The following is a 26,449-nucleotide window of genomic DNA, read 5'->3' as shown; positions in this document are numbered from 1 at the left end:
TTACTTTGAAAATAACAACACATATATAATTTGGAGGTTAATATGGAACAAGAAATCGATCTGTTGGAAATATGGCAGGCAATTAGAAAGAGAATAATATTTATACTTCTTTCTATGATTATAGTAGGAGGGCTGACTTTTGCTGTTAATAAACTAATTATACCAGCAAAGTATGAAGCAAAAACTACTATGATAATAGGTAAACCAAATGATACATCAGCTAATCAGAATAATATAGAATTTAATGATGTAATGGTAAACCAAAAGTTGGTTACAACTTATAGTGAAATAATAAAATCAAGATCAATAGCTGATCAAGTAATCAAGATACTTGACCTTAAGAATTTTGATATGGCTAGATATCATGGAATGATAAGTGTGAATGCGATTAAAGATACAGAAGTACTATCAGTATCTGTAGTAGATACTATTCCAGCTAGAGCGATGGATATGGCTAATACAACAGCGCAAATATTCCAAAAGGAAGTAAAAGGAATAATGAATATTGACAATGTTAAAATATTGGATGAGGCGACTTTGCCAAAGAAGCCAGTATCACCCAATGTATTAAGAAATACAATTATTGGAGCATTAATAGCAGGAATTACGGCATCTTTTATAGCTGTATTTAGAGAATTAAACAAAGATACTTACTCATCTACTCAGCAATTACAAAATGAATTCGGTATTTCTGTAATTGGTGTTATACCAAATGTCAAGAGAGGTGAAAATTAATGAATAAAAAATTGAAAAATTATTATAGTAATACATCAATGTTAGGAGAAGCTATACGTACTCTTAGAACTAACCTTTCTTTTTCATCTATAGACGGAAATATGAAAGCAATCTTGATTACTTCAGCTGAACCAGCGGATGGTAAATCAACTGTATCTGTAAACTTGGCTAGATCAATGGCAGAAAATGGTTCAAAGGTGTTGCTAATAGATTGTGATTTAAGAAATCCTAGTATAGCCAAAGTATCAGGCAATACCAACCCAAGAGGAATTACAAATTATCTAGTTAGAGAATCTAGATTAGAAGATATTATTATGCATGACAAAAAAATACCTAGCCTTGAATTAATATTATCAGGTACAAAACCACCTAATCCAGCAGAGTTGCTTTCGACAAATAGAATGAAAGATTTCATTGAAGTAGCTAAAAGGAACTATGATATGGTAATATTGGATACACCTCCAGTAGGAATACTTACTGATGCTGCTGTACTATCAAGAATAGTAGATGGAGTGGTAATGGTTGTCAGTCATGAAAAGACTAAAAAATCAAGTATTAATGATGCTATTAAAAATCTCAAAAATGTAGGTGCAAATATTGTTGGTATGGTATTTAATAGAGTTCCAGTAGCTAAAAATAATAAATATGGATACGGGAACGACGGTAAGTAATATTTGAAAGGAGTAAGGAATGAATAAAAAAGTACTTTTTTCTTTTATAGTAGCGAGTTTATTATTTACTGGTTGTGCAAAGGAAGAAAAATATATTTCTCTAGAAGAGAGAGGTATGAAAACAAGCGCAAAAGAAGCAAACAGTAAGGAAGGCAGTATATCAACTTCTAATAAAAGTGAAAATAAGGATAAGAAAGATAGTAATAGCGAGGAAAAACAAAAAAATGCAGTGATATCAGTTGAAACTGCAAATTTTAGAAAAGAAGCGTCAAAAGATGGTGAATTAATTTCATCTCTAAACAAAGATCAAAAAGTAAAATTACTTTCTACTGAAACTGTAGAAGGTACGAAATGGGCTAAAATAGATGTGGATGGACAAGAGGGCTATACACTATATAGTTTTTTGAACATTGAGGAATAAAATATATGGATAGGGAATACAGAGGAATAATCGACACGCACTGTCACTTGTTGCCAGGCGTGGACGATGGTTCTGAGAGCATTGAAGAATCATTAGAAATGATTGATATGTACATCAGTCAAGGATATTGTGGAGCAATACTAACATCACATTATTATGAAAAAAAATATGAAGTATGCGGACAAATATATGATAAATCATTTGATTTACTCCAAAAAGCAATAAAACTAAGAAATATTGATTTTAAACTTTATAGGGGTAATGAAATATTTGTAGATTGTGATGTAATGAAACTCTTAAATAATAAGAAGATTAATACACTTGCAAATAGCGACTATGTATTACTCGAATTACCATTCTTGGGTAGATTTAGAGGCGTCCAAGAACTAGTATATGATTTAAAAAGAAATGGATATATACCAATTATCGCTCACGCAGAAAGATATGTTTACGCACAAGAGGACATAAATTACCTGTATGATTTGCTATCTTATGGTGCATTGATACAGATTAATTTGTCCAGTCTTTCTAAAGATAAAAATAGTGGAGTGCATAGAACAGTAATAAAACTCATTAAATCTAAGATGGTTTCTTTTGTAGGTACAGACGCACATACATCAACTTGGAGAAAACCTATAGTAAGTAAAGAGTTTGAAAAATTAAAGACTTTGTTATCTGAAGAAGATTTTAATGAAATAGTATATATAAACCCAATGAAAATTTTAAATAATGAAAATATCGAGTTTGATATAGATTTAGTTAAAATAAATAATGAAGAAGAAAAAATGAAAAGTAAGAAATCTATTTTTTCAATATTTAGAAAGAGATAGATGAATTGAATAAGGGGAGCCGTTATGAATAAAAATAAGGAATATAATAAAGGGATTGGTAAGGGCGCTTTAATCAATAATAAGGAATCAAATAAAAAAATAAAACATTGGAAAATAATTAGCTTATATTTATTAATATATGACATTCTGGCAATATTGATGTCTTTTTTTCTAGCACTATGGATTAGGTTCGATTGTGAATTTGCAAGAATACCTAGTGGATATATAACTATGTATTTAAAATTCATTCCAATATATATAATATTTTCAATAGTAGTTTTTTATTTATTTAAGCTATACAATAGTGTATGGCAATTTGCTAGCTTTAGTGAACTTAATAGAGTATCACTATCGTCAATTATAACATTTATATTTAATATATTATTTGGTATTATATTTTTTACATACTTAAGTGAATCTAGTTTTAACAGAATGCCTGTATCATATTATATATTTGGATCTATGTTACAGTTTTTCTTTGTGATAGGTGTAAGGTTCTCATATAGATTTATTTTGCTTGAAAAAAGCAGATGGATAAAAAACGATGATAATATTGTAATTAAGTCTATGTTAATAGGAGCAGGAACAGCAGGACAAATGATTCTTAGAGATTTAAACTCCCATAATAATTTAAATGAAAAAATAGTTTGTATTATTGATGATAACTCAAATAAGTGGAATAGATTAATAGATGGGATACCAATAGTTGGGGGAAGAAATTCAATAATTGAGTCAGCCAAGCACTATAATATAAAAAAAATATATTATGCCATACCTAGTTCTAGTGTTGAGACTAAAAGAAATATTTTGAACATATGCAAAGAAACAGGTTGCGAACTTAAGAATTTACCAGGAATGTATCAACTTATGAAAGGTGAAGTAAGTATAAATGCAATGAAAGAAGTTTCAATTGAAGATTTACTTGAAAGGGAAGCGATACTAATAGATAATAAGGGAATTTCTGATTTCATATCAAATAAAACTGTACTTGTGACAGGTGGGGGTGGATCTATAGGTAGTGAGTTGTGTAGACAGGTAGCAACTAATAATCCAAAAACACTTGTTATTTTTGATATTTATGAGAATAATGCATATGAAATTGAACAAGAATTAAAAAGAAAATATGCATATATAAATATAAAGGTTGTGATTGGCTCTGTGAGAGACGGAAACAGACTTTTATCAATATTTAAAAAATATAGACCTAATATAGTTTATCATGCAGCGGCCCATAAACATGTACCGTTAATGGAAGATAGTCCATTAGAAGCAATTAAAAATAATGTATTAGGTACATATAAAACTGCTTTTGCAGCAATGCTTTATGGATGTGAAAAATTTGTATTAATAAGTACTGATAAAGCTGTTAATCCAACAAACATAATGGGAGCAAGTAAGCGAATGTGTGAAATGATTATTCAAACATTTGATAATTATATTAAAAATTATAAGTTAAATGAGTTACCTAATCCTTTTAATTGTGAGATTAGTGAGTTATTGAATAGGAATATAAAAACAAATTTTGTTGCAGTAAGATTTGGGAATGTATTAGGGAGTAATGGATCTGTTATACCTGTATTTAAAAAGCAAATAAAAGAAGGTGGACCAGTAACAGTTACGCATCCAGAAATTATTAGATACTTTATGACCATTCCAGAAGCTGTATCATTGGTTCTTCAAGCAGGAATATATGCAAAAAACGGCGAAATATTTGTATTGGATATGGGAGAACCTGTAAAAATAGATACATTAGCGAGAAATTTAATAAAGTTATCTGGCTACAAACCTGATGTAGACATAAATGTAGTATATACAGGACTAAGACCAGGTGAAAAGCTGTTTGAAGAAAAATTGATGGCAGAAGAAGGCTTGAGAAAAACACCAAATAAATTAATTCATATAGCTTCTCCGATAAAAATAAATACGACTGAATTTATAAATAATGTAAAAGAGTTAATGGATTTAGACGGTGGAATATTAATAGATGACACAAATTTTGATACTTTATACAACAAGCAATTTAAAGTATTAATGAAAGAAATGGTAAATACATACAATGCATAAAAGATAATAAAGGAGACTAGTTAGATGATAAAAAAATGTAGTGAAAAAGAAATAAGAAATATACCCTTTAGTCCTCCTGACATTTCTGACTCAGAAATAGAAGAAGTTATTCAAACTTTAAAATCTGGCTGGATTACAACTGGTCCAAAGACAAAGGAACTCGAAAAAATATTGGCAAATTTTTGTAATACGTCTAAGACTGTTTGCTTAAATTCGGCTACTGCATGTGAAGAATTAAATTTAAAAATATGTGGTATAGGTCCTGGTGACGAAGTAATAGTTCCAGCGTATACTTATACTGCTACTGCCTCAGCTGTTATACATTGTGGTGCAAGAATTATATTTGTTGATAATAAAAAAGATAGTACTGAAATGGACTATAGCAAGTTGGAAGAAGTAATAACGAAAAATACTAAGGCTATAGTAGCGGTTGATATAGGCGGTGTAATTGCTGATTATGATAAAATATATTCAATTGTAGAAAAGAAAAAACATTTGTTCAAAGCTAAAGAAGGCAATAGTTTAGGTGCTAGAATTCAACAGAAACTAAACAGAATATTAGTATTTGCTGATGCGGCACATTCACTTGGAGCTATAAAGGAAGGCAAAAAATCTGGTTCGATTGCAGATTTCACAAGTTTTTCATTTCATGCAGTTAAAAATTTCACTACTGCCGAGGGTGGAGCTTCTACTTGGAAGGATATTGAAGGTATTGACAATGAAGAACTATATAATCAATATCAATTGTATAGTTTACATGGACAATCAAAAGATGCATTAACAAAGACACAAATTGGTGCATGGGAATATGATATAATTGGTGCTTGGTATAAATGTAATATGACAGACATAATGGCATCTCTGGGTATAAGACAGTTTGATAGGTATTCGGAATTATTAGAAAAAAGAAATAACATAATTTCAAAATATGATAATATGTGTGATGAGTTAGGAGTAACGTATTTAAAACACTATACATGTAATAGTCAATCTTCTGGACATTTATATTTAACTCGCATACCAAATATAAATGAAAAACAGAGAAACGAAATTATTATTAAACTTGCTGAAAAAGGTATATCTACTAATGTACATTATAAACCATTACCTATGATGAGTGCATATAAAAATATGGGATGGGATATTAAAAATTTTCCGAATGCTTTTGACTATTATAAGAACTTAGTTAGTTTGCCATTGCACACTAAACTAAGTGATAAAGATATAGAATATGTTATACTTAACTTTAGTGAAATAGTAAAAGAATATCTGTAGTCATGGAGGATAGAATGTATAAATTTTTTTTAAAGAGAGTGATAGATATTTTAATTTCTATTTTAGCTATTCCGTTTATATTTATTACAATAATACTTGTAGGACCAATTATATATATGAATGATAAAGGTCCCATATTTTATAATTCAGAAAGAATAGGTAAAAATGGTAAAACATTTAAGATGTTTAAATTAAGGTCAATGAAAGTTAATGCTCCTGATATAAGAAATAATGATGGATCAACTTTTAATGCTGAAACAGATGAGAGAGTTACAAATGTGGGAAAATTTATTAGAAAAACATCTTTAGACGAATTACCACAGTTTATTAATGTTTTATTGGGAGATATGAGCGTTATAGGACCGAGACCAAACTTGCCTACAGTAAAATATGACAAACTTAGTGAATTAGAAAAAAGAAGGCTAGATGTTAAGCCTGGGATAACAGGATATAATCAGGCTTATTATAGGAATTCAGTTGACACTATAGAAAAATATATTAATGATATTTATTATTTAGAAAATTTAACTTTTTTTATGGACATTAAAATTTTTTTAAAAACTATTTGCTCAGTAGTTAGAAGAAATAATATTAATATTAGTTAGTAGGTGAAATATGGAAAATTTAATTTTTAAAAAGATATCACTAGACTATAAAGGTATAATTTATAATTGGATAAAGGATCCATATCTTAGAAAAATGATAGGAACTAGAAGTTTTCCTAGTCTAGAAGAGCATAGAATTTGGATAGAAAATAAAATAAAGGACACAAAAAACTTATTATTTGTAATTGAAGTTAATAATAAACCCGTAGGAATTATTGGTACAAATACGTTAGATTTGTATAATAAGAATGCAGAAATATATATATATATTGGAGATAGTAAAAAAAAAAATAATGGCATAGGTACACGTTCATTACAGAAATTTATTAAATATTTGAATGAAAAATACGAGTTAAATAAAGTAAACGCTAGAATTTTTTCGTATAACATCCCCTCAATAAAATTATTTGAAAAAAATGGTTTTATACTAGAGGCTAGATTAAAAAAACAAATTTATTTGAGTGATGATGGATTATTTTATGATCTTCTTTGGTATTCTTATTTCTTAAAATGAGGAGTATAAATGAAAAAGAAATTAATGATTTTAGGAGCAAGCATCTTGCAATTGCCAGCAATAATAAATGCTATTGAATTAGGTTTAGATACGATAGTAGTAGATATGAATCCACAAGCAATTGGATTTAAAATTGAGGGTATAAAAAAAGAAATTATAAGTACAAATGATATTCCGGCAATTTTAATGGCTGCTAAAAAACATAAAATAGATGGAATAATGACATTGGCAACAGACTTACCTATGAGATCTGTTGCAAAAGTAACTAAGGAATTAAATTTAATAGGAATTGATGAGAATACAGCCTTAAAAGCTACCAATAAGTATGAAATGAGAAACGCATTAAAAAAACATGGTGTACCTATTCCAATTTTTTATAAAGTATCTACTGAGCAAGAGTATATAGATGTGGTTAAGAATATGACCTTGCCATTTATTGTTAAACCAGTAGATAGCTCCGGAAGTAGGGGTATTTTTAAAATAAGCTCATTTGAAAATATTGATGAACTAAAATATGCATATGAATATAGTAAAAAGTACTCACATGTAGGTGATGTAATGGTTGAAGAATATATGGAAGGATTTGAAGTAAGTGTAGAAACGTTATCTGTGGATGGTGTATGTAATGTTATACAAATAACTGATAAACTTACAACAGGTGCTCCTCACTTTGTTGAGATAGGACACAGCCAACCCACTAAACTTAGTAAAAAAATTGCACAAGATATTGCTAATGTGGCAATTAAAGCTAATAAAGCAATAGGCATAAAAAATGGACCTTCTCATACAGAAATAATTGTCACAGAAGATGGACCCAAAATTGTAGAACTAGGCGCAAGGCTGGGTGGAGATAATATTGCAACTCACCTAGTACCACTATCTACAGGTATAAATATCGTTGAATCCTGTATCAAGATTGCAATTGGAGAAAAACCTGATATAACTTCAAAATTTTATAAGGCATCAGCGATTAGATATTTTAATCAAAAGGCAGGTAAAATTAAAAATATAGAAGGAATTGAGACAGCTAAAAATATAGCTGGGATTAAGCAAATTAATCTAGTATATAATATTGGAGAAGAAATCACTGAAATCAATAGTAGTTCTTCTAGGATGGGATTTGTAATTTCGCAAAATGAAAATATTGATATGGCAATAAATAATTGCATTGAAGCCATAGATAAAATAAAAATAACAATTGAATAAAATGCATAAAAATAGAATAAAAGGTGATAAATATGGCAGGATATGTGTTTATATCAAATAGCACAAAACCAACTGAATTTGAACAAAATAATAGAGAAAGAGTATTGCTTAGTAATGTAAGTAGACCCTGTATTAAAGCAGCTACTGAAATGGGCTATGATGTAATATTCGGCACAAATAGAGCAGAACCTGATAAATTAGAGTGTGAAATGTCAATAGCTATGTATGATTCACATACTTACAGGAATATATTTGCTATTAAGGATAATTTAATTGCTTACAAAAATTTAAAGCAAGTTTTGAAAAATAACAATGTTGAGGTAATTCATTGTAACACTCCTGTTGGAGGAATGATTGGAAGATTAGCAGGGAAAAGATATAAAATAAACAAAGTTATTTATACGGCTCATGGTTTCCATTTTTTTAAAGGAGCACCTATTTTTAATAGAACGATATTAAAATGGGCAGAGCAATTAATGGCTCACTGGACAGACGCTATTATAACGATGAACGAAGAAGATTATAAGAATGCAAAAAAATTCAAATTGAAAAAAGATGGAAAAGTATATAAAGTGCATGGAGTAGGCATAACTCTTGACGATTTTAAAGATATAAAGGTAGATGAAATTTTACTAAGAAAACAATTAGGATTATCGATTGATGATATAATTTGTATTTCTGCAGGTGATCTTGTAAAGGGTAAGAATTATAGAACAGCAATTGATGCAATTTCAAAAACTCAGAATAAGGATATTCACTATTTAATTTGCGGTGTTGGTCCCGAGCGAGAGGAATTAGAAAATTTTGCGCTAAAAAAAAATGTACAAAGTAGAGTTCATTTCTTAGGATTTAGGACTGATGTTAAAGAGTTAATGAAAATATCAAATATTTTTATATTCACAACTATGAGAGAAGGTATGCCACGTTCTTTGATGGAAGCGATGGCAGCTGGATTGCCTTGCATTGTTTCAAAAGTAAGAGGAAATGTTGATTTACTAGAAAATAATATGGGTGGATATTTAATTGACGCTTGTGATACTAATAATCTAGCTATACTAATAGATAAATTGTCTGCAAATCTAGATTTAAGAGTCAAAATGGGAGATTATAACCTTGAATCAATTAAGGAATATGATATTAGAGTAGTTAATAATGAAATAAAAGAAATATATAATGAAGTATTGGGGATGGAAGATGAAAAAGAAAAAAATTATGCATATATTACAAAGCGATAGGTTTTCAGGAGCTGAAAATGTAGTATGCCAAATAATAGACATCTTTAATGATGAATTTGATATGATATATTCTAGTAGAGATGGACAAATAAGGGAGACTCTTGCTGAAAGAAATATTAAATTTTTACCTTTGAAAGAAATTAATAAAAAAGAGATTGAAAAAGCTATAGAAGAAGTAAAACCAGACATCATACATGCACACGACAGGAGTGCAAGTTATTACTCGTCTCTAGCTACAAAAAATATACCAATTGTAGTACATATGCATGTAAATAATAATAATGGTATAAAAACTTATATTAAAAATATGCTATGGACAAGAAAAAGTACGAGATTCTCACATATATTCTGGGTTTCAAAGTCATCATTTGACGGTTTTCAATTTAATAGTAAATTAAAATCAAAAAGCTCAATTTTATATAATGTATTGGATAAAGAATCTATTAATAACAGAATGAATTTAGATATAAATACATATAGTTATGATATAGTATATTGTGGTCGTTTGACAGAACAAAAAAATCCTAAAAGATTGATTGAAGTTTTAAAAATAATATGTGAAGAAGTAGAGAATGTAAAAGTAGCGATTTGTGGTACGGGAGAATATGAAACATACGTTAAAGATTTTGTTGTGGAACATAATCTTAATAATAATATAGATTGCTTAGGATATGTAATGAATCCATTAAAAATCTTAAAAACTTCAAAAGTAATGTTGATGACTTCGAACTTTGAAGGAACTCCTATGGTTGCAATTGAGGCACAAATTTTGGGACTTCCAGTTGTTTCAACACCTGTAGACGGAATGTTAGATGTAATAGTAAATGGCCAAAATGGATATTTAAAGGATACTAATACAGAATTAGCTAATTCTTGTATAAAGTTAGTAAAAGAGGAAAATATGCAAAAAAAATTTTCTCAGAATTCTAAAAAAATGATTAATAAATTTACAGATATAAATAAATATAAAAATGAATTACTAGATGTATATAATGGGAGTTTATAATGAAAAATATAGCTATTATAATTACCAAACTAAACGGTGGTGGAGCTGAAAGATGCGCTTCAAACTTATCGATAGAATTATCAAAATATTATAATGTTTTTATTATGCCTTTTGACAATAATAACATCACATATCCATATGAAGGTGAATTGCTTGATATTAATATTCTACCTGCTAATGGTAGTTTTGCAAAATTATTCAATATTGCTAAAAGAGTTAGAAAAATTTCATATTACAAGAAAAAATATAAAATAGACTGTACTATTAGCCTTTTAGATGGACCAAATATAGTTAATGTACTATCTAAGTCTAATGATAAAACTATAATATCTATAAGAAACTATATTTCAAAAGAGCCAATGTCTAAAATGCGTAGATTTTTTATAGAATATTGCAATAAACATGCTGATTATATAATTGCTTTATCTAATATGGTAAAAAAAGATTTGATTGAAAATTATAAGGCACCAGTTACTAATATTGATACTATATATAATCACTGTGATGCTCATTTATTATCAAATGAAGCTAAGTCAGCTATAAATCCACTAGAGAAAAATAATAAATTTAAATTTGTAACAATGGGAAGACTTAGCAATCAAAAAGGACAATGGCATTTGCTTAGATCGTTCAAGAAAGTAGCGAACAATTGTTCTGATGCTGAATTAATAATATTAGGTGAAGGTGAGCTAGAGAATGAATTAAAAGCTTTGGCTAAAAATTTAGATATAGAAAATAAAGTTAAATTTTTAGGATTTTTAAAAAATCCTCATAATGTAGTTAAATCATGCCAAGTATTTGTATTTCCATCTTTATATGAAGGTTTAGGAAATGTTTTGTTAGAAAGTTTAGCAATGGAGATGCCTATAATATCTTCCGATTGTATAGCTGGACCAAAAGAAGTGCTAGGACCCAATCTTGATTTAAATGAAGTAATTAAAAATAAGAAGTTAGCTCAATATGGTATATTAGTACCGGTATGTGATGGTGAACATTTTAATAGTGAAGATGACTTAACTCATGAAGAAAATGAACTAGCAGATTCAATGATATTAATGTATAATGATGAAGAGCTTAGAAATAAATATATAAATAAGTCTAGGATTAGGATACTTGACTTTGATAAAGACAAAATAATAAGCGAATGGAAAGAAAAAATAGATTTTATGATTAATTAGTTATTAGCTAGTAGGAGAAATAATGTTAAAATTAGTATTTAATAAGTTAAAAGTAATTATGATGAAAAAAGATGATTTTATATGCTTTTTAAGAAAACAAGGTGTAGAAATTGGATATGGATGCGATATTGCTAAAAATTTTGTTATTGGAGATGAGCCATGGCTAGTCAAAATAGGAAACAATGTTAGAATAACGCAAAATGTAAAATTTATTACACATGATGGAAGTATATGGACATTAAGAAAAATGAATTTAATGGATGATAAAAGTGTAAAATATGGTAATATTTCTGTTGGTGATAATACTAATATTGGATGGAATGTCATTGTAATGCCAAATATAAAAATTGGAAAAAATTGTATTATTGCTGCAGGTGCTATTGTAACCAAAGATATACCTGATGGTGAAATTTGGGGTGGTGTGCCTGCAAAGAGAATTAAAAGTGTTTATGAGTTTTATAAAAAAAATAAAGAAGATGTAGTACCTACATTTGGTATGGGAAATAATGAAAAGAGAGAATATTTATTGAAAAATAGATCAGATTTATTTGAGTTTTAATGAGTATATTGTGTAATTAATGAAAAGGATAGTATTTAATGAATAGATTAAAAAAGTTGAAATTAAATTTAATAACTTCTATAATAAATCAATTTGTAAATATAATAAGCGGATTTATATTGCCAGTTCTTTTTTTAAGATATTACGGATCTGAGGTAAATGGTTTAGTAGCTTCTATAAGCCAATTTTTAGCGGTTATAACTTTATGTGAGTGTGGAGTTGGGGCAGTTGTACAAGCAGCTTTATACAAGCCACTGGCAGAAAATAATGTTAAAGACTTGAGTATAATTTATGTAGCTTCTAATAAATTTTTTAAAAAAATATCGTATGCTTTATGTTTATATACATTAGTATTAATTTTTGCTTTTCCAACTATAATTAATGATTCTTTTTCTGTGCTTTTTACTTCCATTATACTAATTGCAATTGCAATTAGTATAATGGCTCAGTATTATTTCGCATTAACTTATAAACTAATATTGAGTTCTGCACAAATGTCATATATACAAATGATTATAGGGACTATTACAGTTATTTTGAACGTATTTATATCAGTTATATTAATTAAATTAGGATTTGGGATTCATATAGTAAAGTTATTTGCTTCTATAGTTTTTTTAATCCAACCATTTATATACAAAAAAATTGTAGATACATATTTTAAAATAGATTACAATATAAAATATAATTTAGATCCATTGAAACAAAAATGGAGTGGATTTTCACAACACATTGCTACAGTAATACTTGAGAATACCGATGTTATTGTTTTAACTATATTTTCAACTTTAACTAATGTATCTATATATGCGATATATCATTTAGTGACAAATGGAATAAAAATATTATTTACAAATTTTATTAACATTTTTAAATCAGTGTTGGGTGATATGTATGCTAGAAATGAAATGAAATTATTAGATGTAACATTTTCATACTTCGAATGGATAGTACATAATTTAGTTGTAATTGTATTCACCATGACAGGAATTTTGATAGTGCCTTTTGTAAGTATTTACACAAAAGGTGTAAATGATGTTAGTTATAATTTGCCTATATTCGGTATACTGATGTCAATTTCTATGGGGATTTATACAATAAGACTACCTTATAGTCACATGATAATGGCCGCAGGTCATTTTAGACAAACACAATTTAGTGCAATGATAGAAGCATTTTTAAATGTTATCTTATCTATAATATTAGTTTCGAAGTTTGGATTGATTGGAGTTGCTATTGGAACAATTATAGCAATAACGTATCGAGCAATTTATTTCATTAGATACCTTTCAAATAATATTCTTCAAAGAAGTATATTATTATTCTTTAAACAGTTTACAATCGATTGTATGCTTGTTATAGTGATGTATTATACAACAAAATTTATTGAACTAGAAAGTATAAATTATGTTGGATTTGTTATAATGGCCTTAAAGGTGGGAATAATCTCTTTGGTTGAAGCTATTATAATAAATTTTATTTTTTTTAAGTCATATCTAATTAAAACATATAACTCGGTATTGAAAAAAAAGTATAGCAGCGATAGTATTTATTAAATTTTATTTTATGTTATAAATATATGAGTATAATGAGAAAATAGTTATTTTCGGATAGGTGGATAAATGGATTTATTGAGTTTTTTATATTGGTCAACAGGAATTATTTTAATTTTTTATGTAGTAAAATCAATTTTATTACATAAAATTAAAACACTATATATTGTAGATTTATTTTATATTTTGGTTTATTATTTTGTGCCAGCCTCTATTTGTAGTTTTATTGCATTAGGTAATAATCCTACTGAAGATTTGGCAATGATAGATTTCAGTAGGTTGGGCATTGAGCAAATTGGAATAATGTACCTATTTGTAACAACAGGTTTTATATTAGTTAATATTGGTTATAACATAAAAATTATAAAAAAAAGAAATAAAAATGTAATACTAAATCAAAATAAAATATTAACTATTTTTGCTGAAAATCCAAATAAAATTAGGTATTCTTCAATATTACTGATGTTATTTGGATGGATATCTCTTATATTATGGACAAGTGCGTATGGTGGTCCTATAGGTATATTACCATATGCAAATTTACTTAGATCTGGATATGACATTGGAATATATAATAAATTTTCGTTTTTTATGAGACTATGTCCTTTTGTACAATTTTCTATGTATTTATTCTTTTCTTTATTTTTATCAAAAAAAAGAGTATTTGATTTAGTATGTTTTATAATATCTAGCATAGGAACGTTATTGTATATTTTAGCAAATAGCAGTAGAATGCATGCAATATTAGTTTTTGTTGTTTTATTTTTCATATATAGATCATATAAAGATATAAAGAAAAAAGATTATTTAATAATGGCTATAATATGTTTGCTATCCCTAATTTTTATGCATTCGGCAGAAGTAATTATGAGTAAATTTCAAATAGCTAGCAAAGAAAAAATAGAATTAAGTTTTGATATATTTTCTATATTGAGAGCAGAATTTGGATATGTTATCTTAAGTTTTCAGACTGCTTTTTCTAAAGTTTATTTATATGGAGAAGTAAAACCCGCTTTCTTTATGGATATAGTTTCTGGGATATTTGCTTGGTTGCCAGCAAGGTTTAAGCCAAATGGTATAATGTCAATTGAAGTATTAAATACAAATTTAATTTATGGTAGCATGATATATGGTGGAGTACCTGCAGATTTCGTTTCTAAATGTATATATGATTTTAATATTTTCGGAATAATAATATTACCCGTTGTATATGGAATGTTTATAAAAGCATTTGATACAGCAGTTAGACCATTGATTTCATGTTATTATTATAAGGTAATTTATATTTTGGGGTCTTTTTATTTTATGAAAGCTGTTGCATATGGAGATTTTTCAAACATAATGAGCAATATAGTTACATTAGTTTTAAGTCATTTATTTATAACTAAAATATGCTTACGTATAAAAAGTTAATAAATCATACACCCAATATAAAAGCGTATTCATATGAATACGCTTTTATATTGGGTGTATGATTTTTAGCGTTGATGGTAATAAAAAATCTATAATCGTCGGAATACGAAAATGTAAAATATTAATATAATCGCTATTATTTGTTAAATAATTGAAAACATGTCAAATCCGTTGTAATATTAAATCGCCAAACAAAATACACAAGGGGATAAGGCATATTTTCAAGTTATAGTATATCAAAGCTTTTAGAAATAGACGACAAAAATTTAAAATTTACAGGTGAAATTTCTTCTAAAACAATTAAAAACGTTAATTATAAAGTTTTCTCTATTCTTCATCAATGTTATTTGACAAAGAGCCTAGATTTTAAAAGTATTAATCTCTATAAAATAAATCTCTAGTATAAACCTTTTTTAATACATCTTCTAAAATAGGATCATATCTATTTGCAATTATACAATCACACATATTTTTAAATTTTTCGAGGTTATTGACAACCTTACTCATAAAGAAAGTTGAATTATCTTCTAAAGTTGGTTCGTATATAACAACAGTGGCTCCTTTTGCTTTTATTCTCTTCATTACTCCTTGTATAGATGATTGTCTAAAATTATCTGAATTAGTTTTCATTGTAAGTCTATAAATTCCAATCACTATTTCTTTTTCTAATTCTAAATTCCATTCAGAATTAGAGTTATATGCTCCAGCTAATTTCAAAACTTTATCAGCAATAAAATCTTTTCTAGTTCTATTTGATTCTACAATTGCAGAAATCATATTTTGAGGTACATCTTCGAAATTTGCTAATAATTGTTTTGTGTCTTTTGGTAGGCAATATCCACCATATCCAAATGAAGGGTTATTGTAATGAGATCCAATTCTAGGGTCTAAACATACTCCATTAATTATTTCTTTTGTATCTAATCCTTTTGATTCAGCATAAGTGTCTAATTCATTGAAATATGACACTCTAAGTGCTAAGTAAGTATTAGCAAATAGTTTTACAGCTTCAGCTTCAGTAAATCCCATAAAAAGAGTTTCTACATCATCTTTTAGTGCGGATTCTTTCAATAATTCAGCAAATATTTTGGCTTTAGATTTAGTAGTTTCGTCACATGATACAATAATTCTTGAAGGATATAGATTGTCGTATAATGCTTTGGATTCTCTCAAAAACTCAGGACTAAAAATAATGTTATTTGACTTATATTTTTTTCTAATTGATTGAGTATAGCCTACAGGAATTGTTGATTTGATAATAATGGTAGCGTTTGGATTTGTGCTTATTGCTTCGGCTATAACAGAGTCTACTGCAGTGCAATCAAAAAAATTATTGTTGCTATCATAATTGGTTGGAGTAGCAACTATAATAAAGTCAGCATTTTTATAAGCTAGTTCAGAATTAATGGTAGCCATCAGCTTAAGTTTTTTTTCTTTAAAGTATTTTTCTATAAATTCATCTTTTATTGGTGAGATTCTATTATTGATAGATTTTACTTTTTGTTCATCTATATCCAAAGCAGTAACTTTGTTATTTTGAGAAAGAAGAGTAGCTATCGATAGCCCTACATATCCTGTTCCTACAATGGTTATGTTAAATTTATTTTGATAATATTTTACTTTTACTTTTTCTTCAACAAAAAGTATACTAATATCAAATTCTAAAACTTCTGCAAGTTTTTCTAACTGTTCTATTGAGGGTGTATAATTGTTATTCTCCAACTTACCAATCATTGATCTATTTATACCAGTAAATTCAGATAATCGCTGTTGAGTAAGAGCATTTTCTTTTCTTAGAGTTAAAATTGTATGTGATAATTTTTCTAAAGACAATTTTTTCATTTTGTTAATCCAATCTATAATTTATTTTATACATATATATGATAACAAAAATAGCATCAAATGTCAAAAAATAGAAGTGTAAATATAGAATAGAATTATTATGCTATAAATAATAACATATAATCTTTTTAGAAATTATAAATAACTTTCAAAAAGAAAAGAAAGCCAATAGTCAGACTTTCTTTTCTTTTTTATTCAGTATTATACTATTTTCTACTGTAAACCATAAATCTATATTTTGGTGCACCATCTTCTTTTACATAAGCAGATGCACTTTCTACTTCCCATATTTCTGGATCAACTTCTGGAAAATATGAATCGGCAATTACAGGTTCTTCTTCATCAATTTCTGTGATATATAGTTTTGACACTACATCCATGAATTGTTTATATACGTTATCACCACCACATATAAATACTTTTTCATCTGGATTATTCTTGGCATATTCTAGTACTTCATCTTTTGAGTGTAGTGTAAATGCACCTTCATAAGAATCAAAACTTCTAGTCAAAATTATATTTTTTCTACCAGGTAATGGTCTTTTGGGAAAAGAAAAGTATGTTTTTCTTCCGCATATTATCGCATGATCCATTGTAGTTTCTTTAAAATATTTTAAATCATCTTTTAGATGGTATAGCATATGTCCATCTATGCCAATTGAATTTGTTTTTTTAGTCATTGCAACTATTGCATATATATTATTCAAATTATAGTCTCCTTTATATTGCTAATTCAAATTTTAGATTAGGTTTTACTGGATTGTAATTTTCCATAGTAAAATCGTCTATTGTAAAATCATAGAAATTAGTTTTTTCTGGATTAAGCACTAATCGTACTTTATCTCCATCAATTTGTTCCTCTCTAGATAATAACTCTTTAATCTGGTCTATATGTCTATCATATATGTGTGCGTTATTGACATAATGACAGAATACTCCAGGTTCTAATCCTACATGTCGTGCTACCATCATTAATAAGGCTACATATTGTATTTTATTTATTGCGTTTGCAACAGGTACATCTGAAGATCTTTGTATCAACGTCATGTCTAAAAATCCATCTCTAACTGACCACTGAGTTTCCATTGCACATGGGTAAAGTCCTTTAGTTTCGTTAAGGTCAGATTCTTGATATAGATTTATTATATGTCTTCTACCATATGGTTGTTCTTTAAGATTTCTTAAAAGATTATCTATTAACTTGTGTCTTTTTACAGTAGCTCCATATCTCTGTCCTATTGTTCTATCTCCAATATCCCATTCATCCCACCAAGTAATTCCATGCTTGTTTTTTAAAAGATCTAGATTGTTACTTTGATCTTGATAAATCCATAAAATCTCTTTTATACCGGATTTCCAAGCGACTTGTCTAAGAGTTAGTATTGGTAATTCACCTTTTGATAAATCATATCTTTCAAATACTTGATTTATAAAATATGTATGTGATGGAGTTCCATCTGCATATTTTGGTCTCACTTTTTCGCCTAGTGTTGAATTATTACTTTCTAATATATCCTTACATAAACTTTTAAAGTTTTTATCTGCTATAGTCATATTTTCCTCCTAAAAAATCTTTTAAGTTACAAATAGTAATTATTTTTTTGATTTAATCAACTTTTTGTAATAACATACATATATTTTACCACATTTTTGTTACTTTCACTCAAAGTATTATTACAATATATTTCAGTAATGGAAAACGTATTGTATAGTTTTAAAAATATAGTATTATAATAAATATAGGAATTATATTAAGAAAAAAATTATTATTAATTGATTGAGGAGATAAGATATGAAAAAACTTACTAAAAAGAGTTTAGCAGTTGCTCTTTCATTATCGATGATTTTGCCTTTTACTAGTGTAATGGCAGAAAGTGTAAATATAAGTAACATTAGTGGCACAGATAGATTTGCTACGGCGATTTCTATATCCCAAAGTGGTTGGAAGGACAAAGCAGATAATGTAATTCTTGTGAATTCACATGCAATAGCAGATTCGCTTTCTATATCGCCACTTGCTAGTAAACTAAACGCACCAGTACTTCTAACAAGTGCAAATACTATTCATGCAGATACTTTCAATGAAATTAAGAGACTAAATCCAAAGCATATTATAATAGTAGGTGGTCAAGGATCTGTATCTACGCAAGTTGAAGATTTTATCAAAAATAATTCATTTGAGGTCAGTAGAATAGAAGGTAAGGATAGAATACAGACATCTATAAATATAGCTAAAGAGTTAAGAAAATTAGAAAGTACGGATTTTAAAGAAGGTTTTTTAGTTAATGGATTTACTGGTCTAGCAGATGCAGCTGGAATAGGATCTGTGGCTGCAAATAAGCATGCACCTATAATTTTTTCTAATAGTGTATCATTTGATTTGTTACAATCAGAGATTAAAGAAATGAACATAGAGAAAACTTTCTTAATTGGTGGAGAAAAGAGTATATCAAAAGACTATGAATCTATTACAAGTCAAAGTGAAAGAATTTCAGGAGCTAATAGACAGGAAACTAATATCAATATGATAGAAAAATTCTATCCTAACTTTGATACTGTATATATAGCTGATGATGGTAGTGCAAATAAGTCTAAGTTGATAGACTCAGTACTAATAAATGCAAGTATTATATCAAGTAATAAAACTAATGACAATGAAACAAAGCCAGTAGATGAAACAAAGCCAGTAGATGAAACAAAGCCAGTAGATGAAACAAAGCCAGTAGATGAAACAAAGCCAGTAGATGAAACAAAGTCAGTAGATGAAACAAAACCAGCGGGTGAAACAAATTCATCAGATGAAGCTCAAGTTATAACATCAACTAATACAAACGGTCAATTGTCTGAGAATAGTTCAAATAATGAATCTAGTGATTTAATAGCAAATGAGGATTCAATTTCAAGTGAAAGTACTGTCAATTTAAATAATAAGGCGATTTTACAACCGGTAAAGAAAGCTGAAAACACATCTACAGATCAAGTGTTTGCAGAAGGTCCAGTTATGCTGGTATCAGAAAATGGTATGACATATAGTCAATTAAGAATCTTAAATGATTCTAGAAGACCTATACATTCTTTAATTCAAGTAAGTGGTGGAAGAAATCATAGTAAAAATATAAACTTTGTTGCTGATTTTATCAAACATAGGGGCGAGACTAAAGCAGATCAAGCTTTTTCTAAAATTTTATCTTATGAAAATGTGTCAATAGAGTACAAAGCTAATGCAAGTACATCAAATTTAAATGGTATAAGAATTTTAAGAATGATAAATTCTGGAGAATTTAATGACTTTAATGTTGAATTTGATCAAGAAAAAGTAAAAGCATTCGTTAACACAATTGACCCAGAAGGTTATAAAGTAGGTTCTAATGAAGCCTATGCATATTGGAAGCGTGGAGATGTAATAATAGCTAAATCAGGATATTCTATGAATGTTGATAAATCTGCTGAAGTAAATAGACTAAATGATATGTTGGGACAAGCTAAATCATTTTATGGAGTAAATCCAAAATATATAAAGTCAGGACAAGTTAATATTCCAAGTGGAGCTACAAAATTAGGAACTAAGTATGTAGAGATAGATTTAGGTTCACAGGACATGCGCTTAATCAATAATGGTAAGACTCAATTATATACACCAGTAGTTACAGGAAACCCAAATAAAGGTATGGCAACACCTCCTGGTATATTTAAAATAAATAAAATGATGAGAAACGTAACTCTAAGAGGCCCAGGATATGCATCACCAGTACAATATTGGATGCCTTTTAATGGAAGCATAGGTATACATGATTCTTACTGGCAAGCTGCATATGGTGGCACTAGATATTTATATTTTGGTTCACATGGTTGTGTAAATACACCATTAAAAAATGTTGCATATTTATATAAAAATATAAGTGTAGGGACACCAGTAATAGTCCATAAATAATAAATTTATAGATTTAATATTAAAAATATACAAAGAGTAGGCGTTATTTGTTTTATAATTGTCTACTCTTTCTTTTTTATAAAGTGCTTATTATCTATCGAGTTTGTGTTATAATAAAGTTATAAAATTATTGTTAAATCTTATTAATGTATAAGCTTTAAAGCATGTATTTATGGGCATTAATTTTTATATAATAAAAATTAGGAGGTTATTATTATGAAATTAACTTATATATATCACAGTTGTTTTTTACTAGAATTTGAAGATAGATATCTTTTGTTTGATTATTACAAAAAAGATTTACCTAAGATGAACCTAAAGAAAAAATTATATGTCTTTAGTTCTCATGTTCATAAAGATCATTTTAATAAGAATATATTTAATATTTTTAATAAGCATATGGATGTAGAGTATATATTATCAGATGATATACAATATAGGGACTATCCTAAATATAAGCGAGTTCATTATGTAAGTCCAAATTCTAAATATAAGATTGGAGATATGGATATGCAAACTCTTACTAGTACTGATGAAGGAGTGGCCTTTTTAATAAATGTAAATGGCAAGAGTATTTATTATGCAGGTGATTTAAATTGGTGGACATGGGATGGATTTGAAAGTGAAAAAGAATATGAGGACATGACAAATAGGTTCAAACATGAAATTGATAAAATAAAAGGTTTAGAATTTGATTTGGCTATGGTTCCCCTAGACCCTAGACAAGGAGATAGATATGATTGGGGTATGAAATACTTTTTGGAAAATACAAAGACAAAGAATATAGCTCCAATGCATTGCTGGGATAAATATGAAGTAATTGATAGGTTTAGAGAAGATAACTCAGAAATAAGTAAAGACATAAATATAATTGATACGAATTTAATAAAAGACGGAATTGATTTATAATATATAAATAATTAAATAATTATTAGAAAAATGGTGAGATAAAAATTAATAGTAATAAATTAAAACATATATTTGAAATCAAATATATGTTTTAAAATTTTTGGATTATAATAGTTTATTAGATCAAAAGATAATAATATATTTAAAATTAAGTAGAAAGGAGGAAGTATGAAAAAATTTGTAGATTTTTTACAATATGAAGAAAATGTAAAATCTTCTTTAACTAATGGTTTTGAAGAGTTAGAAGTTGAAAATATAATACTTGATAAAGAAGCCAATATTTGTAAAATAGATGTAATATCCAAAACTATTGTGTTAAATGAGAGATTTGATAAATTGGTGCTAAGAGTAAAACAAGCAATCTGTCCTCCTTTAAAAGATATAAAAGTGAATTTGAGAATTGTTGGGCTAGAAAAGAAAAAGCCTAAAGATATTATTAAAAAGTACTGGCCTAATATTTTTTATATGATTAAAATGCAATCCCCATTATTATTAGCATATGGTAATGATTTGGAGCATTTATTTATAGACAATAAATTGAAAATAAAAACTCCAGATAATCTTGTATATAATATGTTTTTAGAAAAAGAGATAATAAATAAAGTAAAGGAATTAGTAAAAAAAGAGTTATCCTTAGATATAGAGGTTGAATTAGAAGTAGCTAGAAATGCAGATCATAAAGATTTAGAAATAGAGAAACTAATAGAAAAGAGAACAGGTGATATTCGCAACTTAGTATCAAAAATATATTTTTCAAATTTGGAAGAGGAAGAGTTTGGTGATAAAGAAGAAAAATATGTAGTTAATATTGAAAAAACAATTGATCCTGATATTATTTATGGAGTGACGGTAGAAGCTTTTAACAAAGATATGAAAGACGTTGACGAGTTTTCAAGAACAGTTGCAGTTACAGGTCAGGTCATAAATGTTGACTCTAGAGCTAATAAATATGGAAAAATTAATCATAATTTTCAGATGTCAGATAGGACAGGTGCAATTTCATGCAGAGTAATATTGAATGACTTAAATGCAGAAAAAGTCATAAAAGAAACTAGCGTAGGTAAATATATATGTGTGAGAGGTGATGTGATTCGCAGCAAATATACAGGTGACATTGAACTAAATGTAACGGGGATAAAGATTGCCAAGCCACATATGAGAATGGATTTGTCTGATGAAAAAAGAGTGGAACTACATGCTCATACACAGATGTCATCAATGGATGCAATAATACCAGTAAAAGAATTGATAAAAAGAGCCGAAACTTGGGGTCATAAAGCTATAGCTATTACAGATCATGGTGTGGTTCAGGGATTTCCTGATGCTATGAATGCCTCTAAAGGAAAAGATATAAAGGTAATTTATGGTGTGGAAGCTTATTTAGTTGATGATGATCAAGATCTAATATTGAATGCCAATAAGAAAGACTTAAATCAAAGATTTGTGGTATTTGACCTTGAAACTACTGGATTTTCTCCTACCAATGATAATATTACTGAAATAGGGGCAGTATTGATAGAAAATGGAAAAATAATTGAGGAATTTTCAAGTTTTGTAGATCCTCAAATGGATATATCTTACAAGATACAAGATCTGACTGGTATTACTAATGATATGGTCAAAGATGCCCCTAAAATTGATGAAATACTTCCTAAATTTATGGAATTTTCAAAGGATGCAGTATTCGTGGCTCATAATGCCGACTTTGACACTGGTTTTATATCACAAAAATGCAAGGAAATAGGGCTAGAATATAAGAAAGATAAGGTGGATACCCTATCTTTATCCAGGATACTACTTTCACACATGAAAAAATTTACTCTAGATAAAATATGCAAAGAATTGGGTGTTAGTTTGAGTGGTCATCATAGAGCTGTAAATGATGCTCGTGCTACAGCAGAAGTATATATAAAATTTTTGGATATGTTTAAAAAAAATGGTATCGAAACTTTGGCGCAAATAAATGATTACTATGGTAAAGTAGATTATACCAAGCTGAGACCGACCCATGCAACAATTTATGCTAAAAATTATCAAGGTTTGAAAAACTTGTATAGATTAATTTCTGATTCACATATAGAACATTTTTATAGAAGTCCTAGGATTTTAAAAAGTAAGCTTAAAGAACTAAGAGAGGGATTGATAGTAGGTAGTGCTTGTTCTAGTGGCGAGTTGTATAATGCAGTTCAGAGAAATAAGAGTGATGAAGAAATCAGAGATATATTGGACTTATATGATTTTATAGAAGTGATGCCTTTATCAAATAATTCTTATTTGGTCGATAATGGGGAAGTAAAAGACTATGAAGAATTGATAAATATAAATAAAAAATTAATAGAATTAGGGGATAGATATGAAAAATTGGTAGTGGCTACAGGTGATGTTCATATATTAGAACCAGAAGATGAAATATATAGGAGAATTTTGAAATATTCTCAAGGTTTTTCTAAAGCAGATAAAAAAGAAGAATTATATTTTAGAACAACTGAAGAGATGATGGATGAGTTTTATTATTTAGACCCTATAAAAGCGTATGAGATAGTAATTAAAAATGCCAATAAAATTGCAGATATGATAGATGATATAGTTCCTATACCAAAAGACACGTACCCTCCAGTAATTGAGGGTTCAGAAGAAGAGCTAAGAAGTATGTGTTATACAAAAGCAAAATCCATTTATGGAGATCCACTCCCAGAAGTTGTGCAAAAAAGACTCGATAGAGAATTAAACTCTATTATTGGAAATGGATATGCAGTTATGTATATTATAGCTCACAAACTAGTTGCAAAATCTCTATCAGATGGTTATTTGGTTGGTTCAAGAGGTTCGGTAGGATCTTCTCTTGCCGCGACAATGAGTGATATAACAGAAGTAAATCCACTTCCAGCACATTATGTGTGTCCTAACCCAGAATGTAGACATAGTGAGTTTTTTGAAATTGGTGAAAAGGGCTCTGGTGTTGACCTACCTGACAAAAATTGTCCTAAATGTGGAGAGAAAATGATAAAGGATGGTCATGATATACCTTTTGAAGTTTTCTTGGGATTTGATGGTGATAAGGAACCTGATATTGACCTTAACTTTTCAGGAGTTTATCAGCCAGTAATACATAAATATACTGAAGAATTATTTGGTGAAGGATATACATTTAGAGCAGGTACAATAGGTACTGTAAAGGATAAGACAGCTTATGGATATGTAAAAAAATTCTCTGAAGAAAAGTATATGGATTTGTCTGCTGCCGAAAAAACGAAATTAACACTGGGATGCACGGGTGTTAAAAGAACTTCTGGTCAGCATCCAGGCGGTGTAATGGTTATTCCTAATTATAAGGATGTGCATGATTTTACTCCAATTCAATATCCTGCAAATGATAAAGAGTGTGGGGTTATTACAACTCATTTTGATTACCATTCTATCAGTGGTAGAATTTTAAAATTAGATATACTGGGACATGATGGTCCGACTATCATCAGGATGTTGGAGGACATGACTGGAATAAAAATTACAGATATACCTCTTGATGATCCAGAAACTATGTCTTTGTTTACTTCCACAAAAGCACTTGGAGTAACTGAAGAACAAATTGGAACCCCTGTTGGTAGTCTTGCTATACCAGAATTTGGTACTAAATTCACTAGGCAAATGCTAATAGACACTCAACCTACAACCTTTGCAGAACTTGGAAGAATCTCAGGTCTTTCTCATGGAACAGATGTGTGGGTAAATAACGCCCAAGATTTGGTAAGAGCCAATGTAGTAGGGTTAAAAGAAGTTATTTCTACACGTGATGACATAATGAACTATTTGATATTTTCAGGTCTAGAACCTAAAATGGCATTTACTATAATGGAAAGTGTTAGAAAAGGTAAGGGCTTAAAACCTGAACATGTAGCAGCTATGACTGCAAACAACGTTCCAGAGTGGTATATAAATTCTTGTAAAAAGATTAAATATATGTTCCCCAAAGCACATGCGGTTGCTTATGTTATGACTTCATTTAGAATAGCTTATTGTAAAGTAAATTATCCAGAGGCTTTTTATGCTACATATTTCACTACCAAGGTTGATGATTTCGATGTTGAGTTAGTTACACAAGGTTTGGAGGCTGTAAAGTCAAAGATGAATAGGATTTATGAATTGGGAATGGACGCGACTACAAAAGAACAATCACAATTGACAGTATTAGAGGTGGTAGTTGAAATGCTTTGTAGAGGAATTGAAATCTTAAAGGTAGATATATATAAATCTCACGCTACTGAGTTTAAGTTGGCTGGTGAAAAAAAGATACTACCGCCTATGACTTCTCTCCAAGGTATGGGTGAAAATGCTGCAAAGAACATTGTAAGAGAACGAAAAAATGGAAGATTTTTATCTAAGGAAGATTTAATAAGAAGGACTAAGGTTTCAAAAACTGTAGTAGAAAAATTATCTGAACACGGTAGTTTAGATGGTATGAGTGAGAAAAATCAATTGTCATTTTTATAATTAGGAGGTATAAA

At 28.5% G+C, this 26,449-nt stretch carries 21 protein-coding genes; 18 read left to right on the top strand and 3 right to left on the bottom strand.

The window, feature by feature from the left end:
* Positions 1-42 precede the first annotated feature (42 nt).
* The 15 genes from O0R46_RS06035 to O0R46_RS05965 all read left to right on the top strand — a co-directional run bounded on the left by O0R46_RS06035 (position 43) and on the right by O0R46_RS05965 (position 15,265).
* Positions 43-735 carry a YveK family protein gene (locus O0R46_RS06035; protein WP_269310828.1) on the top strand — a complete coding sequence of 231 codons (693 nt, stop codon included), beginning with the start codon at positions 43-45 and terminating at the stop codon, positions 733-735.
* Positions 735-1,406 (top strand): CpsD/CapB family tyrosine-protein kinase, encoded by a 672-nt coding sequence (locus O0R46_RS06030; RefSeq protein WP_269310827.1) that lies wholly within the window; start codon positions 735-737, stop codon positions 1,404-1,406. Before O0R46_RS06035 ends, O0R46_RS06030 begins: the two co-directional genes overlap by 1 nt.
* Positions 1,407-1,425: 19 nt before the next feature.
* The gene (locus O0R46_RS06025; protein WP_269310826.1) at positions 1,426-1,827 is read left to right on the top strand and encodes an SH3 domain-containing protein; all 402 of its coding nucleotides are present in this window, start codon (positions 1,426-1,428) and stop codon (positions 1,825-1,827) included.
* A gap of 5 nt (positions 1,828-1,832) precedes the next feature.
* Positions 1,833-2,657 carry a tyrosine-protein phosphatase gene (locus O0R46_RS06020; protein WP_269310825.1) on the top strand — a complete coding sequence of 275 codons (825 nt, stop codon included), beginning with the start codon at positions 1,833-1,835 and terminating at the stop codon, positions 2,655-2,657.
* Positions 2,658-2,681: 24 nt separating this feature from the next.
* Positions 2,682-4,721 carry a nucleoside-diphosphate sugar epimerase/dehydratase gene (locus O0R46_RS06015; RefSeq protein ID WP_269310824.1) on the top strand — a complete coding sequence of 680 codons (2,040 nt, stop codon included), beginning with the start codon at positions 2,682-2,684 and terminating at the stop codon, positions 4,719-4,721.
* Positions 4,722-4,745: 24 nt separating this feature from the next.
* Entirely contained in the window at positions 4,746-5,996 is a 1,251-nt protein-coding gene (locus O0R46_RS06010) for a DegT/DnrJ/EryC1/StrS family aminotransferase (protein WP_269310823.1), read from the top strand.
* Between the two features lie 14 nt (positions 5,997-6,010).
* Positions 6,011-6,601: a sugar transferase gene (locus O0R46_RS06005; protein ID WP_269310822.1), complete on the top strand. Its 591-nt coding sequence runs from the start codon at positions 6,011-6,013 to the stop codon at positions 6,599-6,601.
* Positions 6,602-6,611: 10 nt separating this feature from the next.
* On the top strand, positions 6,612-7,115 hold the full coding sequence (locus O0R46_RS06000; protein ID WP_269310821.1) for a GNAT family N-acetyltransferase: 504 nt from the start codon (positions 6,612-6,614) through the stop codon (positions 7,113-7,115).
* Positions 7,116-7,124: 9 nt separating this feature from the next.
* Positions 7,125-8,321: an ATP-grasp domain-containing protein gene (locus tag O0R46_RS05995; RefSeq protein WP_269310820.1), complete on the top strand. Its 1,197-nt coding sequence runs from the start codon at positions 7,125-7,127 to the stop codon at positions 8,319-8,321.
* 32 nt (positions 8,322-8,353) lie between these two features.
* Positions 8,354-9,556, top strand: coding sequence for a glycosyltransferase (locus O0R46_RS05990; RefSeq protein WP_269310819.1), 1,203 nt, complete (start codon positions 8,354-8,356; stop codon positions 9,554-9,556).
* Positions 9,516-10,562, top strand: coding sequence for a glycosyltransferase (locus O0R46_RS05985; RefSeq protein WP_269310818.1), 1,047 nt, complete (start codon positions 9,516-9,518; stop codon positions 10,560-10,562). The genes O0R46_RS05990 and O0R46_RS05985 overlap by 41 nt, the downstream gene beginning before the upstream one ends.
* Positions 10,562-11,740 (top strand): glycosyltransferase, encoded by a 1,179-nt coding sequence (locus O0R46_RS05980; RefSeq protein ID WP_269310817.1) that lies wholly within the window; start codon positions 10,562-10,564, stop codon positions 11,738-11,740. Before O0R46_RS05985 ends, O0R46_RS05980 begins: the two co-directional genes overlap by 1 nt.
* Before the next feature lie 22 nt (positions 11,741-11,762).
* Positions 11,763-12,299, top strand: a complete 537-nt coding sequence (locus O0R46_RS05975) for an acyltransferase (protein WP_269310816.1) — start codon at positions 11,763-11,765, stop codon at positions 12,297-12,299.
* A 38-nt stretch (positions 12,300-12,337) separates the two neighbouring features.
* Positions 12,338-13,855: a lipopolysaccharide biosynthesis protein gene (locus tag O0R46_RS05970; protein WP_269310815.1), complete on the top strand. Its 1,518-nt coding sequence runs from the start codon at positions 12,338-12,340 to the stop codon at positions 13,853-13,855.
* A gap of 66 nt (positions 13,856-13,921) precedes the next feature.
* Positions 13,922-15,265 (top strand): O-antigen polymerase, encoded by a 1,344-nt coding sequence (locus O0R46_RS05965; RefSeq protein WP_269310814.1) that lies wholly within the window; start codon positions 13,922-13,924, stop codon positions 15,263-15,265.
* 375 nt (positions 15,266-15,640) lie between these two features.
* Here O0R46_RS05965 and O0R46_RS05960 read toward each other — a convergent pair whose 3' ends face one another.
* From O0R46_RS05960 to O0R46_RS05950, 3 genes are all read right to left on the bottom strand, one after another.
* The gene (locus tag O0R46_RS05960; RefSeq protein WP_269310813.1) at positions 15,641-17,107 is read right to left on the bottom strand and encodes a nucleotide sugar dehydrogenase; all 1,467 of its coding nucleotides are present in this window, start codon (positions 17,105-17,107) and stop codon (positions 15,641-15,643) included.
* A 206-nt stretch (positions 17,108-17,313) separates the two neighbouring features.
* Entirely contained in the window at positions 17,314-17,814 is a 501-nt protein-coding gene (locus O0R46_RS05955; RefSeq protein WP_269310812.1) for a dihydrofolate reductase, read from the bottom strand.
* 13 nt (positions 17,815-17,827) lie between these two features.
* On the bottom strand, positions 17,828-18,661 hold the full coding sequence (locus O0R46_RS05950) for a thymidylate synthase (RefSeq protein ID WP_269310811.1): 834 nt from the start codon (positions 18,659-18,661) through the stop codon (positions 17,828-17,830).
* A 238-nt stretch (positions 18,662-18,899) separates the two neighbouring features.
* Here O0R46_RS05950 and O0R46_RS05945 point away from each other — a divergent pair, with 238 nt between their 5' ends.
* The 3 genes from O0R46_RS05945 to O0R46_RS05935 all read left to right on the top strand — a co-directional run bounded on the left by O0R46_RS05945 (position 18,900) and on the right by O0R46_RS05935 (position 26,435).
* Positions 18,900-21,038 carry a cell wall-binding repeat-containing protein gene (locus tag O0R46_RS05945; protein WP_269310810.1) on the top strand — a complete coding sequence of 713 codons (2,139 nt, stop codon included), beginning with the start codon at positions 18,900-18,902 and terminating at the stop codon, positions 21,036-21,038.
* A gap of 216 nt (positions 21,039-21,254) precedes the next feature.
* On the top strand, positions 21,255-21,947 hold the full coding sequence (locus O0R46_RS05940; RefSeq protein ID WP_269310809.1) for an MBL fold metallo-hydrolase: 693 nt from the start codon (positions 21,255-21,257) through the stop codon (positions 21,945-21,947).
* A gap of 168 nt (positions 21,948-22,115) precedes the next feature.
* Complete coding sequence (locus O0R46_RS05935) at positions 22,116-26,435, top strand: PolC-type DNA polymerase III (protein WP_269310808.1); 4,320 nt, start codon at positions 22,116-22,118, stop codon at positions 26,433-26,435.
* Positions 26,436-26,449: the final 14 nt, after the last annotated feature.

The organism is Peptostreptococcus equinus, from assembly GCF_027125355.1.
Lineage (GTDB): Bacteria > Bacillota > Clostridia > Peptostreptococcales > Peptostreptococcaceae > Peptostreptococcus > Peptostreptococcus equinus.
This window is presented reverse-complemented; position numbering and strand designations above follow the sequence as displayed.